At 53.2% G+C, this 16,408-nt stretch carries 14 protein-coding genes; 5 read left to right on the plus strand and 9 right to left on the minus strand.

Going from position 1 to position 16,408, the window contains the following annotated elements:
- Positions 1-13: 13 nt before the first annotated feature.
- The 8 genes from ACJJIJ_RS15520 to ACJJIJ_RS15555 form a co-directional block, all read right to left on the minus strand.
- Positions 14-397 (minus strand): VOC family protein, encoded by a 384-nt coding sequence (locus ACJJIJ_RS15520; RefSeq protein WP_444889288.1) that lies wholly within the window; start codon positions 395-397, stop codon positions 14-16.
- Positions 398-451: 54 nt separating this feature from the next.
- Positions 452-820, minus strand: coding sequence for a DUF2750 domain-containing protein (locus tag ACJJIJ_RS15525; protein ID WP_444937836.1), 369 nt, complete (start codon positions 818-820; stop codon positions 452-454).
- A gap of 159 nt (positions 821-979) precedes the next feature.
- Entirely contained in the window at positions 980-2,344 is a 1,365-nt protein-coding gene (rlmD, locus tag ACJJIJ_RS15530) for a 23S rRNA (uracil(1939)-C(5))-methyltransferase RlmD (protein ID WP_444937837.1), read from the minus strand.
- Between the two features lie 55 nt (positions 2,345-2,399).
- Entirely contained in the window at positions 2,400-3,107 is a 708-nt protein-coding gene (locus ACJJIJ_RS15535) for a M48 family metallopeptidase (protein WP_444937838.1), read from the minus strand.
- Positions 3,108-3,137: 30 nt separating this feature from the next.
- The gene (locus ACJJIJ_RS15540; RefSeq protein WP_152455066.1) at positions 3,138-3,569 is read right to left on the minus strand and encodes a hotdog fold thioesterase; all 432 of its coding nucleotides are present in this window, start codon (positions 3,567-3,569) and stop codon (positions 3,138-3,140) included.
- A 77-nt stretch (positions 3,570-3,646) separates the two neighbouring features.
- Positions 3,647-4,258: a DUF2799 domain-containing protein gene (locus ACJJIJ_RS15545; protein ID WP_444937839.1), complete on the minus strand. Its 612-nt coding sequence runs from the start codon at positions 4,256-4,258 to the stop codon at positions 3,647-3,649.
- 44 nt (positions 4,259-4,302) lie between these two features.
- A complete protein-coding gene (locus ACJJIJ_RS15550) occupies positions 4,303-4,953 on the minus strand; it encodes an MBL fold metallo-hydrolase (RefSeq protein WP_444887305.1) in 651 nt (216 codons plus the stop codon).
- 43 nt (positions 4,954-4,996) lie between these two features.
- Positions 4,997-5,890 (minus strand): hypothetical protein, encoded by an 894-nt coding sequence (locus ACJJIJ_RS15555; RefSeq protein ID WP_444937840.1) that lies wholly within the window; start codon positions 5,888-5,890, stop codon positions 4,997-4,999.
- A gap of 486 nt (positions 5,891-6,376) precedes the next feature.
- On the opposite strand from ACJJIJ_RS15555, the gene malT reads away from it, so the two are divergent.
- Both malT and ACJJIJ_RS15565 read left to right on the plus strand, forming a co-directional pair.
- On the plus strand, positions 6,377-9,091 hold the full coding sequence (gene malT / locus ACJJIJ_RS15560; protein WP_444937841.1) for an HTH-type transcriptional regulator MalT: 2,715 nt from the start codon (positions 6,377-6,379) through the stop codon (positions 9,089-9,091).
- A gap of 234 nt (positions 9,092-9,325) precedes the next feature.
- Complete coding sequence (locus tag ACJJIJ_RS15565) at positions 9,326-10,963, plus strand: alpha-amylase family glycosyl hydrolase (RefSeq protein WP_444937842.1); 1,638 nt, start codon at positions 9,326-9,328, stop codon at positions 10,961-10,963.
- 216 nt (positions 10,964-11,179) lie between these two features.
- Here the strand turns inward: ACJJIJ_RS15565 and ACJJIJ_RS15570 are convergent, their stop codons facing one another.
- The gene (locus ACJJIJ_RS15570; RefSeq protein WP_444937843.1) at positions 11,180-11,767 is read right to left on the minus strand and encodes an FMN-dependent NADH-azoreductase; all 588 of its coding nucleotides are present in this window, start codon (positions 11,765-11,767) and stop codon (positions 11,180-11,182) included.
- Positions 11,768-11,872: 105 nt separating this feature from the next.
- Here ACJJIJ_RS15570 and ACJJIJ_RS15575 point away from each other — a divergent pair, with 105 nt between their 5' ends.
- The 3 genes from ACJJIJ_RS15575 (at position 11,873) to ACJJIJ_RS15585 (ending at position 16,376) form a co-directional block, all read left to right on the plus strand.
- Positions 11,873-12,736 (plus strand): LysR family transcriptional regulator, encoded by an 864-nt coding sequence (locus ACJJIJ_RS15575; RefSeq protein ID WP_444937844.1) that lies wholly within the window; start codon positions 11,873-11,875, stop codon positions 12,734-12,736.
- A 177-nt stretch (positions 12,737-12,913) separates the two neighbouring features.
- Positions 12,914-15,451, plus strand: a complete 2,538-nt coding sequence (locus tag ACJJIJ_RS15580) for a plasma-membrane proton-efflux P-type ATPase (RefSeq protein ID WP_252083458.1) — start codon at positions 12,914-12,916, stop codon at positions 15,449-15,451.
- Between the two features lie 49 nt (positions 15,452-15,500).
- Positions 15,501-16,376, plus strand: a complete 876-nt coding sequence (locus ACJJIJ_RS15585; protein ID WP_252083459.1) for a polyphosphate kinase 2 family protein — start codon at positions 15,501-15,503, stop codon at positions 16,374-16,376.
- Positions 16,377-16,408: the final 32 nt, after the last annotated feature.

Consider the following 16,408-nt stretch of genomic DNA (forward strand, 5'->3'; position numbering starts at 1 on the left):
GGGACTGCTCCGTTTACTGGTTCGAATCCTCCGACACGGCCTGGGGTTGCTCAATCAAGCCAATAATATTGCCGTAAGGATCGAGAAAACTCGCCATCAGTACGCCCTCGCCAACATCCACCACATCGCTGTGTTGTCGCGCACCCATGGCTCCAAGACGCTCGACCTGTGCGGCCATATCCGCAACCGCCCAGTAGGCGATCACCCCATCCGCGCGGCTGATCGCGCTGCGCGCATCCGGATTCAGGCCCAGTTCACAATGGCCGAGATGAAAACCCACATAGCAATCGCTATCGAAATAGGGTTCTTTCTGCAGCAGCTGCGCATACCAGGCACGGGCCTCTGCAATATCTGTTACACCGTAAATTACTGTACTCAGGCCGAGAAACTGCTCCATTAAGACACCCCGTTGTTTAATTTTTATCCGCTGGGTGGGGCACTATGGCGCAGCTTATTGCAGCTCCTGCTCCAATTGCTCCAGCAGGTCGATGGGTTCCAGCTCCACACCGTCCAGCTCATCGTTCCAGTTCAGCCCCACCAGCAGTACATCCTCGTGCATACCGGTGAGCCAGTCATCCATAAATTCTTCCAGGTCGATAGCTACCGCCTGGTATTCCGCCCAATCGCCCTCACAGTGTGCCTGGGCAAATTCCCGCTGGGACCAAAAGGGCATCACCTCGGTCTGTGGGCGTTTTTCGGATTCGCACAACGCAAAGCCCTCTTCCCCCTGCAGCGCCCAGACGCAGCCCTGTTCGGCAGCCTCTGGCAAAAAACGTGCGCAGTTTTCTTCAAAATCATCAGTTAAGGGTTCGCTTTGCATAACATCTTCGCTTGATAAGTTTGCCAGCAGTTTACGCCAGTTTGCCCCCCGTACCAACGCACAGGCCACTGCTCTGGCATCAGGTAAAACTGCTTTACCTCCGCTCCTCAGGACTTTTTAAATGACACACAGAGACGGAAAAAAATTGAATAAATGGCTTTAGGAATCCAGCTCAAATACCGCCATGGATTCCACATGGGCTGTTTGCGGAAACATATCCATAACACAGGCCTGCTTAAGACGGTAACCCAGCTGCGTCAATTCCCCCGCATCCCGGGCCAGGGTCGCCGGGTTACAAGATACGTAAACAATTTTCTGCGCCTTAAAGCGGGCGATACCACGCACCGCCTGCAGGGCGCCATCGCGCGGTGGGTCCAGCAAAATTTTATCGAAGCCGTCGCTGGCCCAGGCCTTTTTCACCATTTCCTCGTTCAGGTCGGCAGTGTGAAAGCGCACATTGTTCAGCCCATTAAGTTCGGCATTATCCTTGCCCCTTTGAGTGAGAGCACCCAGGCCTTCGATACCGATGACCTCCCCGGCGCGGCGTGCCAATGGCAGGGTGAAATTTCCCAATCCGCAGAAAAGATCCAGCACCCTCTCGCCGGGTTGCGGGTCCAATAACTGCACAGCGCGGCTCACCATCTGTCGGTTGACCTCGAAATTCACCTGGAAGAAATCCATCGGCTGGAAGTGCAGGCTCAGGTCAAATGCCGGCAGACGATAACTGAGGTAATTCTCGCCATTCTGTGGCCACAGGGGCTGAATTGAAGCCGCATCACCAGGTTGTATATACATGTGTATACCTGATGATTTAGCGAAGTCTTGCCAGCGCTGTCGATCCCTTTCCGATAAAGGCTGCAGGTGTCGTAACACTAAGGCCGCCACATCATCACCGACTGCCACTTCCAACTGGGAAAAGTGCGCGCGCCCCTCGCTCTCCGCCACCAGTTGCTTCAACGCGGGAATATGTTGAGCGATGGAGGGGTGCAAAACATGGCACTCATCGATATCGGTCAAATCGTTGCTGCGCTTTTTGCGAAAACCAAAAACGAGTTTTTTACCTTTTGCCGATTTCACCAGGCGAATACCGATACGCGCCTTGCGCCGGTAGCCGTAAGGTTCTGCTAGTAGTGGAGGCAAAATTTCCTCAGGTTTAATATCACCAAAACGGGCCAGCTGATCCAACAAGATTTTTTGTTTTTCGACAATTTGTGCATCGGCCTGCAAGTGTTGCAGGGAGCAGCCCCCGCACAGGGACACATGGGGGCAGCGCGGTTCACAGCGCAGTGGCGAAGCCTGAATTATCTCACTGGTAACACCTTCATCGAAGCGAGCCCGATGAGTGCTATAACGAAAACGCACTTCTTCACCAGGCAGGGCATTATCGATAAATACTGTTTTTTTACCCACACGGGCAAGACCGCGCATATCGTGGCTGAATTTTTCCACGCAGGCTTCTGCCTGGGTGGGCAAAAATTTTTTTACCGTCTTACGCGGAGTGATAAAACGCGGTTTTCTGCTCATAGGAAATTACTGAATATTCAAAACATCTGAAATCAATGGGACCTTTCGGTAAAGTCTATACCGTGAGGCGGTGGCCATTATCGCGCAACCAGCGGCGCAGCTCCTTATAGCGAGGGCAAACACTCTGTACTAGCAGCCAAAAATCGCGGCCGTGATTATGGTGACGCAAATGGCTGACCTCATGGGCCACCAGATAATCCACCACCGGTTCCGGTGCCAGGCATACCAACCAGTTGTATTGCAGGTCTCCACGAATACTGCAGTGCCCCCACTTACTCTTGGTGCGCCGAATTCGCAGTGTGGAAAACTGCAAGTCCAGTTGTTCGGCCAAGTGCTGGGACTTTTTTGTTAACAGGGCCAACGCCTCGCGCTGGTAGAGGCGCTGTAGGGCCCCCTGTAATTGCTGCGCTGTGGGGGTTGGCGATAAGGTATAGAGATGAATGGCCTCTTCGGTGATTGCCGCACCACCTCGATTAGACGCGCGCTCCAAGGGGCGCATTTTACCCAGCCAAGGAAAGTGCTCACCAAACTCAAACCGATATTGTGGCACCTGTGCCGCACGCTGGTTGGCAGCGAGCAATTGGGCGCGTACCCACTGGATATTTTCCTGCAAAAACTGATGGCCGTGGCGGGCAGCGCAGCGCTGAGGAATACGAACTTCCACGCCGGATTGAGCCAATACCAGACCCAGGCGCTTGCGCCTTGCCGAACGCACCAAGCGGTAGGGAATATCTTCAAAAAAATATTCCCGCACTTCACTCATAAAAACCGCCTCAATAAAACCCGGTAAAGTTTACCCAGCGGCATGAGCCACAACTGCCATGGTAATTCGGGAGATACAACTCAGTTTGCCATTGGGGGCGTAAATCAGAATTTCCCACACCTGGCTGGTGCGCCCGATATGTACCGGCTTGGCCCGGCCAGTAACTTCACCCTCCGGCACAGGACGCAGATGATTGGCATTAATCTCCTGGCCAACGCAGTAAAACTTACTGGTATCCACCAGCAAATTGGCACCGATAGATCCCAGGGTTTCCGCCAACACCACATTGGCACCGCCATGTAGAATACCGAACGGCTGGCGAGTGCGATGATCCACCGGCAACTTGCCCTCCAGGTAATCCTCACCGATTGCGGTAATCTCCAGGCCCAGATACCCGGGCATACACTGGGCGGTGCCCCGGTTAATCTCTTCCAGGGTGGGAGTAACGTGCCAAATTGCCATGGGAATAACTCTCTTGAAAATCCAAACTGGGGTCGGGGGAAATGACTGAATTGACTAGCCATATCAGCCCACTAAATTCACCAGTAAAAAAAACCGGATGAAAAAAAGCCACGCGGATAAAAACCCGGCGTGAAATAGTCTGGGCCGAAAAGGCCATAACGGTGCAGTTCTAAATCCAACATGCGCAACTCCCATTCGAGTCGGCTGTGCTGGAAGTAAAGCGCACGCCTCTGGTTGTCGCTATCACTGTGCCTAAGGGCCCGATGTAGGGAGTAAAGCTCACGTTCTAAATTATCCCGACGCCACAATAAATCGCGATATTGCTGCGCTACGCGATAGTCGGCCAGGCCACGCTGGTAATTCTGCAAAAAAATATCTGCGGTGGGCCCAGTGCATACGCCCTCATATTTTCGCCCCTGACGTCCCTGAGCGTAGCCATTTTCAGCGGTACAAAATTGTTCCACGCCCTCTTCGTGGCCCTGCAACCAAGCCTCGCTGTCCACATAGATTTCGTAACTTTGGCATTCCTTGGCGATATCGTACACCAGCGCCTGGGAGCGCCCGCGGGCGCCGTCATGTAGGCCGCGCTCATACCAGAGCCCACTGCGGCAATCCGCCTCGGAAATAACAGCGCAACCACTAATAGCAGTGGCCAGTGTCAACAGGAAAATACTCAGCTTTACAGGCATGGGAAGGGTCTCCCGATGGATTATTGTTTTGCCGGTACCGCCTATCAGCCGAAACGTTTATCGGCGACGAACGGATTGGTCTGACGCTCCTGACCAAAAGTGGACATAGGACCGTGACCCGGGACAAAGCGTACATCGTCACCCAGTGGCCACAGGCGCTCGGTGATCGAACGAATCAAAGTATCGTGATCCCCCTGGGGGAAATCGGTGCGGCCAATAGAACCAGCAAACAGCACATCGCCCACCAGTGCCAACTCGCTCGGACGATGGAAAAAGATCACATGTCCCGGGGTATGGCCAGGGCAGTGATGCACCTCCAACTCCTGGTCGCCGACAGTCACGGTATCGCCCTGCTGCAACCAACGATCGGGGGTGAACACCTCCACTGAAGGAAAACCGAACATCTGCGCCTGCACCGGCAACTGCTCGATCCAGAAACCATCGCCCTCATGGGGGCCCTCAACCGGCAACTGCAATTGTTTAGAGAGCGCCGCAGTACCACCCACGTGATCCAGATGACCGTGGGTAAGCAGGATTTTCTCAATGTTGAGCCCGCGCTCTTGCGCAGCCGCCAGAATTTTGTCGAGGTCGCCACCCGGGTCCACCACTGCGGCACGCTTGCTATCTTCGCACCAGAGCAAGGTGCAATTCTGCTGAAAAGGAGTGACCGGGACCGAGTGAAATTGCAGCGACATGGTAAAACCCATCCTTATTCGGGAGTAGTAGCTAGTGCCGCAATTATACCGCGACTGCCCGCCGAGATCGCTGTGCGGATGCGCCTGCCATTGGTTTGGTGTTTTGCAGAAGAGCGCGCAGGTCTTTGCCGAGCTGCTCCCACACCAATGTATTGCGCCAGTAATCCTCCGGTGGCAGTAGCTGCGGACCGGCCAGGGCATTGTCTGGATCGGACAGTGGCTTTGTCGCGTAATCCCGAAATACCGCTTGGTTGTAACTGGGGCTGAGAGGCTTTAGGGGCCAGCCGAGCAGGTCATCCGGATGGTAGAAATTTTTCCAGCGGAATTGATACCCGCGAGAAGTCGTAGCCACCGCCTGGATCTGATCCCGCTGCTTGGCCCCAAACCACAGCGGCGTGCCAGCCCCGAGGGTATACCAATGGCTGAGCGTTTTCAGGCGCAAAAAGCGTTCCCGTGCGGAGCCCTTGCGCACCTCGGCTGGCCCGCCCTCGCGCCAGACACCGTGGTTTACACTGGGCCGCTGGGCATCCCACAAATAGTTGGACAAGCTAATACAGCTGGCCGAATGACTGATAAGCAACACCGGAGCGCAATCGCCAGCGGCGGCTGCAGCCTTTTGTAGAGTTTGATAAATGGCGGTCTGGGTCCTCTCGTAGAGACCACTACGGCTATGGATATCCCCCAATTGCGCCGAGTTCTCAGCCAGGGTGTTGAGCAGGAATTTGCGCGCGCGCAGACTATCCACCTCGCACTTGCGCATATCTTCAAATACTCGCTGGGTATTACCTGTCAGTGCTTCCACAGTAGGAAAAGTATCGCAATGAAGGCGCGCCCAGTTGTCACCCAGGTTTTCCCTGAGCATGGAAAACAAGTACTTTACACAGTTCCTGTGTGCGGCATCCACAGCCGGCGCTGCCAAAACCACAATATCGGCCATAACTCCCTCTTTTTTATTGTTGTTGTCGAAGCCGCACCTACTTCCCTGACGGCATCAGTTATTCACCAAATTTTTTTCGGAAATAACTCTGTTTTTTCATAATCCAGTGATCCAAGAATCCCCCACTGCGTACAAACGTTCGTGTATTACGGCAACGAATGTCAGCCGGGAAAGCAGATAACGCTGTCGGGTAGCTCTACGCCGGTCTCGGTGAACACAGGGATGTGTTCCTGACACCGGACACCGCAAGCCAAAAACTGGCCGCAGGGTCTTTTTCTGATTGTTTTGTCTCTTTGGGCTGGATCGGTAAGACTGATTGGATCCGCCGATCAATATACCGTCATAAGCAAAGCCACTTCTAGTATTAGCCAAAGAGAATCCAGCAAGTCGTCCTATCCTCGGCGCAAATCTGTCACAAAAGCGCTCCGCTAGTGCATAATATCCCTGTATAAAAATCAGACATTTAAAACAATCCTGCCCGCAGCGATGCTTTTAACTTCCAAATACAGCCTGCCGGACTGCCCCGAGCATACCCTGGTGCGCCCGCGCTTACTGGCACTGCTCGACGACAGCCACAGCGACCAGCTGCTGCTTGTGACTGCACCAGCGGGCTACGGTAAAACCACGCTGGTCACTTCCTGGGCCTCGACGCAGGAAAATCCAATGGCCTGGTATACCCTTGATGCCAGCGACAATGAACCGAGCCAGTTTTGTCGTTATCTGGTAGAAAGCGTGCATCGCGCTACCGGCAAAGGCGTACCGCAAACCTGTCGCTTATTGGCTGCGCCACAAAGTCCGGATCCAACAACTGTCATCAGTCATCTGCTGGGTGAACTGCGCAGTTTGCCCAGCGAACTGCGCATAGTGCTCGACGACTACCACCATATCGACAACCAGGCGGTGCACAGCGTCACTCGCTTCCTGTTGCGCCACGCACCGCCAGGCGTCGGGGTCCTTCTCACCAGCCGCAGCCAGCCGCCCCTGGGGCTGGCCACCCTGCGCGTACAAGGCCGACTATTAGAGCTGGGCAGCGATCAACTGGCCCTGAATACCGAAGAGATCGCACGTCTGCTGAAGCAGCGCTTGCCATTTAATCTCGATGGCGACCGCGCCGCTCAACTGCACCACCTGAGCGAGGGTTGGCCACCCGCGGTACAACTGTTCGCCCTGTCGGTGCGCGATCGCCAAGAAGTAGACCGCTACCTGACGGAACTGGAGCAGGGCCACAGCCATATCCTCGACTATCTGGCCGAAGAAGTGCTGGAAAGGCTGGAGCCAGAGCTGCGCGAGTTACTCGCTCGCACTTCGATCCTCACCCGTGTCAATGCCCAGCTGGCGGAACGTCTGAGTGGCCGCAACGATGGCCAGCAACTGCTGGAAGAGGCGGCGCGGCGCGGACTCTTCCTGCAGGCCCAGGACTCCAGCCGCCAATGGTTCCGCTTCCACCCAGTCTTCGCCCGCTTCCTGCAACGCCAGCTCACCAATCGAGAGCAGCTGTTGCACCTGCACGCTCTCGCTTGTGATTCCTGGCAGGACATGGAACAGCCGGTGGAAGCCCTGCGCCATGCCCTCGCTGGCAGTGACCGCGAGCGCCTGTGTCAGTTGCTCGATAGCCAGGGAGAAATACTGCTGCGCGGTGGGCAGTCGCGCCTGTTGCGTGATTGCCTGGAATGGCTCGGCAGTGAGGCGTTGCAGCAAAGTGCGCGCTTCACCCTGCTCTCGGCAAAAATGGCGCGGGAGAATTTTGAATACGACCAGTGCGAGAAAATGCTCGCCACCGCCGAGAGCTGGCTGCAGCGGCAGGACCCACAGCAATGGCGTCAGTTTGAAGGGGCCTTCGCCACCATGCGCGCCCAAGTGGCCATCGCCCGCGGCCAGACCCTGCAGGCCAAAGAGTATGCTGAAGAGGCCCTGGGACTTTTACAGCCCAACCAACTAGGCGAGCGGATTTCGGCACTGCTTGTCACCGGTGAGACCAGTTTTTGCCTGGGCGCATTAGAGCCCGCCGCGACCCATATGTTGGAGGTGGAGGCCCTGGCCATCGCCGAGGGAGATATTCCCAGCGCCGCCTGGGCCATCTGCCAACAGAGTGAGATCGCCTTCGCCCAGGGGCTTCTACAAAAATCTGCCTCACTGCAGAAAAAGGTGTCCAACCTGGTGCAGAAACACCACCTCTCCACCCTGCCCATCGCCGAGTTTGTCTGCCGCCTGCTCGGGCAGCTGCAGTGGGAAAAGGGGGATTTGGAGAGCGCCGAGCACTCGGCCCGGCGGGGAATGCAGATCAACCGTAAGGTGGGTGAACACTGGCTACTGCCGGAATACACGCTGCTGCTGAAGCTCGCCCAGGCGCGCGGAGAAAAAGAGGAGTCGCTGGAGTGGCTGGCCCGCATCGACCGCTTACTCTCAGATGGGCGCTACCACCGCGACTGGGTTGCCAATGCCGATGCCGCGCGTATTCGCACCTGGCGCGCCCTGAACAACCAACAAGCCATTGCCAGCTGGTTGGAGCAAGCTGCGCCAGTTGCAGACAGGCCCAGTAATCACTTTGAACAGTGTCACGGCCGCAACCATGTGCGCGCACTGATCGAACTGCACCGCTGGTCCGACGCCAATCGCCTGCTGAGCCGCCTGCAACAGGTCGCGGAAGAGTGTCATTTAGTCACCGATCGCCTGCGCAACCGTGTGCTGGAATCCCACCTGTTGTGGCTGCGCGAACAGCACGGTGAGGCCGTGGAGGCCATTAGCGAGGCACTACTACTGGCCGCAGGTAGAGGATTTCGCGCCAGCTTTCTACAAATTGGCAAACCCCTGATCGTGATTCTCAAGGCTGCGCTGGAAAGGGGCTTGGATGAGGCATCCACCGACAAGGCCCAAGTACTGATTAAACTCGCCCAGCAACAGCCGGAGTTGGACGGTGGCATTCGTATTGAGCTGGACGACACTATTATTCGCGAGATTCTCGCCAGCGACGCGGTACCGGATTTTCTGCGTCACTCACCACTCACTCCAAGGGAGTGGCAGGTTTTAAACGCTATTCATTCAGGCCTTTCGAACGAGCGTATCGCCAGGCATTTCAAAGTGGCGCCGAGTACCATCAAAACCCACATCCGCAGCCTCTACCAAAAGCTGGATGTCAAAGACCGCCAGGAAGCGATTACCCTGGCCGAACAAATGCTGCGCTCGGTGCAGGACCGCCCATAGGAATAACTGCGAGTCGGGGCACAAGGATGTGCGCAAAACGCCACCGCAGGATTTCTCCACATCTCTATTTGAGCAGTTCCCGAAACTTGTTACTCCTGTTCTAAATCCCCCCGGTCAGCCCCTCCCCCCCTCTATGGGGAGGAGGAACGCGGCTCCGCCCTTCGCCATACTCACCCTATCCTTTCCTGAGTGGGCTCGCCCCACCCTTCGAATAATGAGACAAGGCAGTAATCCATGAGCGGCAACAGCACCGAGTGGTGGCGCAACAGCGTTATTTACCAGATTTACCCCCGCAGTTTCTGCGACGCCAACGGCGATGGTATCGGCGACCTGCCAGGTATCACCCAGAAGCTGGATTACGTGAAATCCCTCGGTGTGGACGCTATTTGGATATCCCCCTTCTTTAAATCCCCCATGGTGGATTTTGGGTATGACGTGGCGGACTACCGCGATGTGGACCCGATTTTCGGCAATCTGCAGGATTTCGACTGCTTAATTGAGGCCGCCCATGCCCGCGGCCTAAAAGTTATTATCGATCAGATTCTGAGCCACACCTCAGATCAGCACCCCTGGTTCGAGGAGAGCCGCTGCAGCCGCGACAACCCCAAAGCCGACTGGTATGTGTGGCAGGACCCTAAAGCCGATGGCAACCCGCCCAATAACTGGGTATCTGTTTTCGGTGGTGGCTCCTGGCGTTGGTGTACCCGCCGCCGCCAATACTACCTGGCCAACTTCCTCAAAGAGCAACCGGATCTCAATGTGCACAACCCCGAGGTGCAGGCGCAGTTGCTGGCGGATATGAAATTTTGGCTGGATCGCGGTGTGGATGGTTTCCGACTGGATGCGGTGAATTTTATCTTCCACCAACAGGCCCTCAGCGATAATCCTCCCCGCCCGCTTAAGCTGGATCAAAAAGGACTGCCGCCGGTCAATCACTACGATTACCAATGGCACAAGAACGACAAATCCCAGCCAGAAAACCTGGTGTTTTTACAGCGTGTGCGCCAACTGATGGATCAATACCCGGGTACCGTTACCGTGGGCGAAGTGGGTGACGATAATACCCATAAGATCATGGCGGACTACACCACGGAGCAGCGCCTACATATGGCCTATTCCTTCGATTTATTAACCGAGGATTGCAGCGCGCAATTCCTGCGCGAAACCCTGGAAAAGAACCGCGCGGTAATTGAAAAAGGATGGCCCTGCTGGTCCATTAGCAATCACGATGTGCCGCGCTCTATCACCCGCTGGAACCGCGGCCTTAGTCTGGAGCTAGCGCAAAAGCGCGCGCCGCTGTTCCTACTGATGCAACTTGCCCTACGCGGTAGCCTATGCCTGTATCAGGGGGAAGAGCTGGGTCTGGCGGAAGCGGATATCGCCTTTGAGGATTTGGTGGACCCCTACGGTATTAACCTTTGGCCCGAGTTCAAAGGCCGCGATGGCTGCCGCACGCCTATGCCCTGGACCGATAGCGCTGATCAAGCCGGCTTCACCAGCGGGAAGCCCTGGTTACCGATTTCCCAGAGTCACCGGAACTTAGCCGTGAATCTGCAGCAAGACAGCCAGCACTCTATGCTCAACCAGTTCCGTGCATTGATTGAATGGCACCGGCAACTGCCCCAAAGTCTGGCAACCGCACAACAGGAAGTGCTCGATACCGGCAATGATTTATTGGTGTTCGTGCGCCGCGCAGAACAGGAAGTGTACCTGGTCGCCCTGAACCTAGGCGCCACTGAGGAAAGCTACGCTCTGCCACAAGAGTTTTTTGGGGCCGAGGATATTACTCCAGGCCTGTTTGCAATGGAGCTGAGAGAAAACACGCTGGTTTTGCCCGCCGCTGGCGCCGGTGTATTGCGAAACAATAATTAACTTCAGGCTTTAACAGCCCGTCAAAAAATTTTACCAGCTGGTGGCAACAACCACCGGCTGCCAATTTCAGAAAAACTGCAGTATCTCTCCCAGGGCTATAAGTTGGTTTTTCTGTCTCTCTGCAACGTCATTTATCCTTTCGACGTCTGCTTCTCCGCCGGCCCAAAGCCGGCTTTTTTACTTTGCTTTATTTTACTTTGCTGTGCGCCTCATAGATCAGATTGCTTCCAAAGCTACCTTAGCCTGAGTTAAGGCAGTCTCTTTGTGGTCATCCCCCATATTCAGCCCTTCGGCATAAATGACCGTGACATCGTCAATGCCAATAAATGAGAGAAAATGCTTGATGTAGGGCACATGAAAATCAATAACAGAATCTTTATAGAAACCCCCAGATGTCGTGACCAAGACCACTTTGGTATCTCTAATCAAACCCTCTGGTCCATTTTCTGTGTACGTAAAAGTCACTCCGGCCCGCGCTAAGTGATCAAACCAAGCTTTCAGAGTAGATGGGCTACCAAAGTTATACATGGGTGCTGCAATCAGTACCGTATCTGCATTTTTGACCTGTTCAATAAGATTGTTCGAATACTCCGTTAGCGCTTTCTGGGCTGCACTTTTCTGTTCCTCAGGGGTGAAGAAAGCACTTACCATTTCACCGCTCAAATGCGGAACCGGGTTAATACTTAAATCCAACTCGGTGACTTCAGTGGCAGCCTGTCGTGACAGCCAGTGCTTAGCCAGTGACCTGGAAGTCGAATGGTCCCCTAAGGCAGAGGCATAAACGGCAAGAATTTTGTGACTCATAGTCTCTCCAGCTAGTGAACATCAATGATGCGGAGACTATAATTTCTGCAAATCGGCAACTAAATTATCAATTTATGCAATTTATAATTGCATAAATGCAAAATAATGGACTGGAACGATCTTCGATACCTGATAGCCGTGGCAGATCACGGCTCCCTACAGAGTGCAGCCAAAGCCTTGGGGGTAAACCATTCCACCGCCTGGAGGCGTCTGCAGGCCTTGGAAAAAGATCTTGGCTGCCAGCTTTTCGTGGCAGACAGGCAGGGCTATTTCCTCACAGACGAAGGGAATGCGGCTTTAGAACACGCCAGAAGAGCCGCTGAGAATATCAATGCCATTGCCTTGAATACCGGCATTAAAAACCTGGAAATGGAAGGCATTATCCGTATTACCTCAATCGGCTCTTACTCTTATGAGGTGATCCCAAAACTCTGTGCCGCCTTTCGCTTACACCACCCCAAAGTTGAATTTGAACTCATAGACTCGGCGGAACACCTATCACTGGAGAAGAGGGAGGCGGACATTGCCTTTCGTGGATCACCTAGCGCTCCGGATAACCTCATTGCCAAGAAGCTCTTTGATATCAACTGGCATATTTTTGCCCATCCAGACTTGGTTAGCGGTCCAATGACACTGGATGAGATTAAGCAGCAGAATATTATTGGTTATCGCGGTTTGAGTTTGCCGATTGGTCGCTGGAGTGAAAAAATATTTAAGAATAGCCGCAAAGTAATTTACTGTAATTCGGTATTGGCGGCGGCAGGTGCAGCCAATGCAAAACTGGGTTTTGCCATTTTGCCCGAAGGGGACCAAAAAATGGTGCAACCTTACAAACTAAAGAAAGTATTCGAGCTTAAAGAGTTCCAAAGCCATTTCTGGTTACTTTCTCATCCTCAAATGCGCAATTCAGCACGCGTTAAAGCCTTTTGGGACTTCAGCCTGGACACCTTTAAAAAAGGATGTCTTTAAGCTGATCAAGGTGAAAATTATTAGCTACGGGTGCCCATCAGATCACAGCCTATAATGTTCAATTAATATGGATGCACCGCCCAATCATTCAATAACGATTAGCCGTATTTAACCCCAACTGTCGTTAACAGGCGGACCATTCGACGGGAAATTATTTTCAACAGGCGGAATCGATCCGTGCCAATACCCGGGCCAAAATCCGAAAGCGGAAACGCCAGTAAAGCCGACTTAAAAGGCTCCCAGGTTGACCTGCAGAAAGCCGATTTACCTTCCATTTACCAGGCACTCAACACCTCACCTCAGGGGTTAAGCCAGGCCGAGGCCGAGACACGTCTACAACGCTATGGCCCCAATAGCATCCAGGAGAAAGAACAAAGCGCACTACTCAAGTTTCTGCGTTTTTTTTGGGGGCCCATTCCCTGGATGATCGAAGCCGCCGCCCTGCTATCGGCACTTATCGGTCACTGGCCTGACTTCGCCATTATTATGGCGCTACTACTTTACAACGCGGTGGCGGGATTTTGGCAGGAGCACAAGGCCTCCAATGCCCTAGCCGCGCTCAAGGCCAGCATGGCGCCGCAGGCGGAGGTGTTGCGCGATGGTAGTTTTCATACCATTGACGCCGCCGATGTGGTTCCCGGGGATATTGTACGAATCAAGCTCGGCCAAGTGGTGCCCGCAGATGTGCGCTTTGTCGATGGCAAATCCATCAGTATCGATCAGGCTGCACTTACGGGTGAGTCATTGCCGGTCAGCAAAAAAATAGGAGACATCGGTTATTCCAGTAGTATCGCCAAGCGCGGTGAAATGACCGCCGTTACAATTGGCACCGGGCGCAATACTTTTTTTGGCCGCACCGCAAAGCTGGTAGCCGGTGCCGGACAGGGCGCCTCCCACTCACAAAAAGCCGTTACTCATATTGGCGATTTCCTGATAGTGCTGTGCCTGGTGCTGGCTTTGTTACTGGTAGGTACCCAGCTCTACCGTGACATAGTGGTGGCCCCCAGCTGGCACTGGTCGGACATTATTAATATTTTACGCACAGTCCTGGTGCTATTAATTGCCTCGATTCCCGTGGCAATGCCCTCCGTAATCACTGTCACTAACGCGCTCGGTGCCCTGGCGCTATCCCGAAAAAAAGCCATAGTCTCGAGACTGGAGTCTATAGAGGAGCTTGCCGGGGTCGATATTCTCTGCTCCGATAAAACCGGAACGCTCACCAAGAACCAACTAAGCCTGCACGACCCCAAATTATTTGTCGCCAAGAGCCCGGAACAGTTAATTCTCGCCGCGGCACTCGCCTCGGAAAAAGGTTCTAGTGATCCGATCGATCAGGCAATTTTTGCCGGCCTCAAAGATAAGAAAGCACTGAATAATTACCAGCTTAAAGAATTCACTCCTTTCGACCCAGTAATCAAGCGTGCCCAGGCCCAAGTAGTCGATGACAGTGGAAATTCTTTGTTTTATTGCAAAGGTGCGCCCCAAGCGGTGATGCAATTGTGCAAGCTCAGTGGTGATAATGAAAAGAAAGCCTCAGACTGCGTGCAGGAACTCGCCGCACGGGGTTTACGCTCCCTGGGTGTGGCGAGTTCCAATGATGGGAAAAGATGGAGCTTTCTTGGCATCCTCTCTTTAGAAGATCCGCCTCGGGATGATTCCAAACAAACCATCAGCCGGGCCCGGGAGCATGGGCTGCAGGTAAAAATGATTACTGGCGACGACGTCGCTATCGGCAAAGAAATCGCTGCTCAGGTGGGGATTGGGCAGAATATTTACGCCGCCGCCGATGTTTTTACAGACTCGGAGAATATGGACCACTTATCCAAGCAGGTGGTCGATTGTGTTGAGCGCGCCGATGGCTTTGGCCGTGTTTTCCCCGAACATAAGTACGCAATCGTAAAAGCCTTACAAGAGAGAGGGCACCAGGTGGCAATGACCGGAGACGGTGTCAACGATGCGCCAGCCCTAAAACAAGCTGATTGCGGAATTGCCGTTAGTGGCGCCACCGATGCGGCCCGTGCCGCAGCGGCGATTATTCTCACCGCTCCGGGCCTCTCCACTGTAGTGGATGCAATTGACGAAGCACGCAAGATCTTTGAGCGCATTATTAATTATGTGCTCTTTCGGGTATCCATGACCCTGGATATTATGGTGGTGGTGGTGTTTGCCACTATCCTCTTCGGTTTTTCTCCCCTCACCCCAGTCATGATCGTATTAGTGGCACTGCTTGACGATATTCCCATTATGACTATTGCCTACGACAACACCCTGCTGCCGAAAGAGCCGGTGCATTGGGAAATGCGCGATTTATTATTGGGTTCAACCATTATCGGCATTTTTTCTATCGCACAAACCATGGGGCTGCTTTTGATTGGTATGGAATGGCTACAAAACAGTCAATGGCAATCCTGGATACCCCTGGATAAGTCTCAGATCCAAACGATTATTTTTTTACAAATTGTTGCCGGCGGCCATTTACTACTTTTTGTCGTGCGATCTCGCTCTGCCTTCTTCGCAAAGCCACTGCCCGCAATGAAGTTATTTATCGCTATTGTTGGTACTCAGGCGCTCACGGTTTTGATGTGTGGATTTGGTTGGCTGGTACCTGCTATTCCCTGGCGTATTATCGGGCTCGTTTGGCTCTATATGATTTTGTGGATGTTTATTCTGGATCTGGTGAAGAAGCTACTCTATCAACGTCTGCAGGATATTTAATCCAACCTGCATGGACAAATCATTTAACTTACCATGAAGAAATAAAACTATGAATTGCTTCGAGGCATTCCAGGTAAAATCCGGCAGCAAGGTACAGTTAGATAAGATCGATGCCAGTTTTAAAGATTGCTATAAAAATCGCGAAGAGGCCCAGCCTGTCATTGATAAATTGGATGAAAGAATTCGCGCACAGCAATATCTTATGTATGCCGAGCACAAGCGCTCCCTATTGATCTGCCTGCAGGGTCGGGATGCCTCCGGTAAAGATGGCACTATTAATCATGTGCTTGGAGCAATGAATCCCCAAGGCTGTACAGTAACCAGCTTCAAGCAGCCATCTAAAGAAGAAGCCGCCCATGATTTCCTGTGGAGGTGTCACAAAGTCACCCCTGCACAGGGACATGTGGCGATTTTTAACCGATCCCACTATGAAGATGTATTAATTCAACGGGTGCATAATATGGTACCAGAGAGCATCTGGTCCAAGCGCTACGATCATATCAACCACTTCGAACAATTATTAGCCGACCACAACACCCTAGTATTAAAATTTTTCCTGCATATTGATGCAGATGAACAACTGAAACGCTTTAAACAGCGTATTGATGACCCAAGCAAACACTGGAAAATCAGCGAGAGCGATTATACAGAGGCAAGCTACTGGGATGCCTACACCCAGGCTTTTGAGGATATCCTAAAAAAATGCAGCTACTCTCATGCTCCATGGTTTGTCATTCCCGCAAACCACAAATGGTTTAGGAATCTTGCGATTGCCTCCATAGTGGCAGATGCAATGGAGTCCTTAAAAATGACTTTTCCCAAGCCCAGCGTGGATATCAATGAAATCAAGAGGAAATATCACCAGCTGGACAAAAAGGAACTACAGGAAGGGCTAATAAATACCCTCCCTTCAAAAAACAAATGATCTTAAAATACAGAACCACTTGATCAACAAAT

Source organism: Microbulbifer mixtoriginis (SeqCode), from assembly GCF_052467945.1.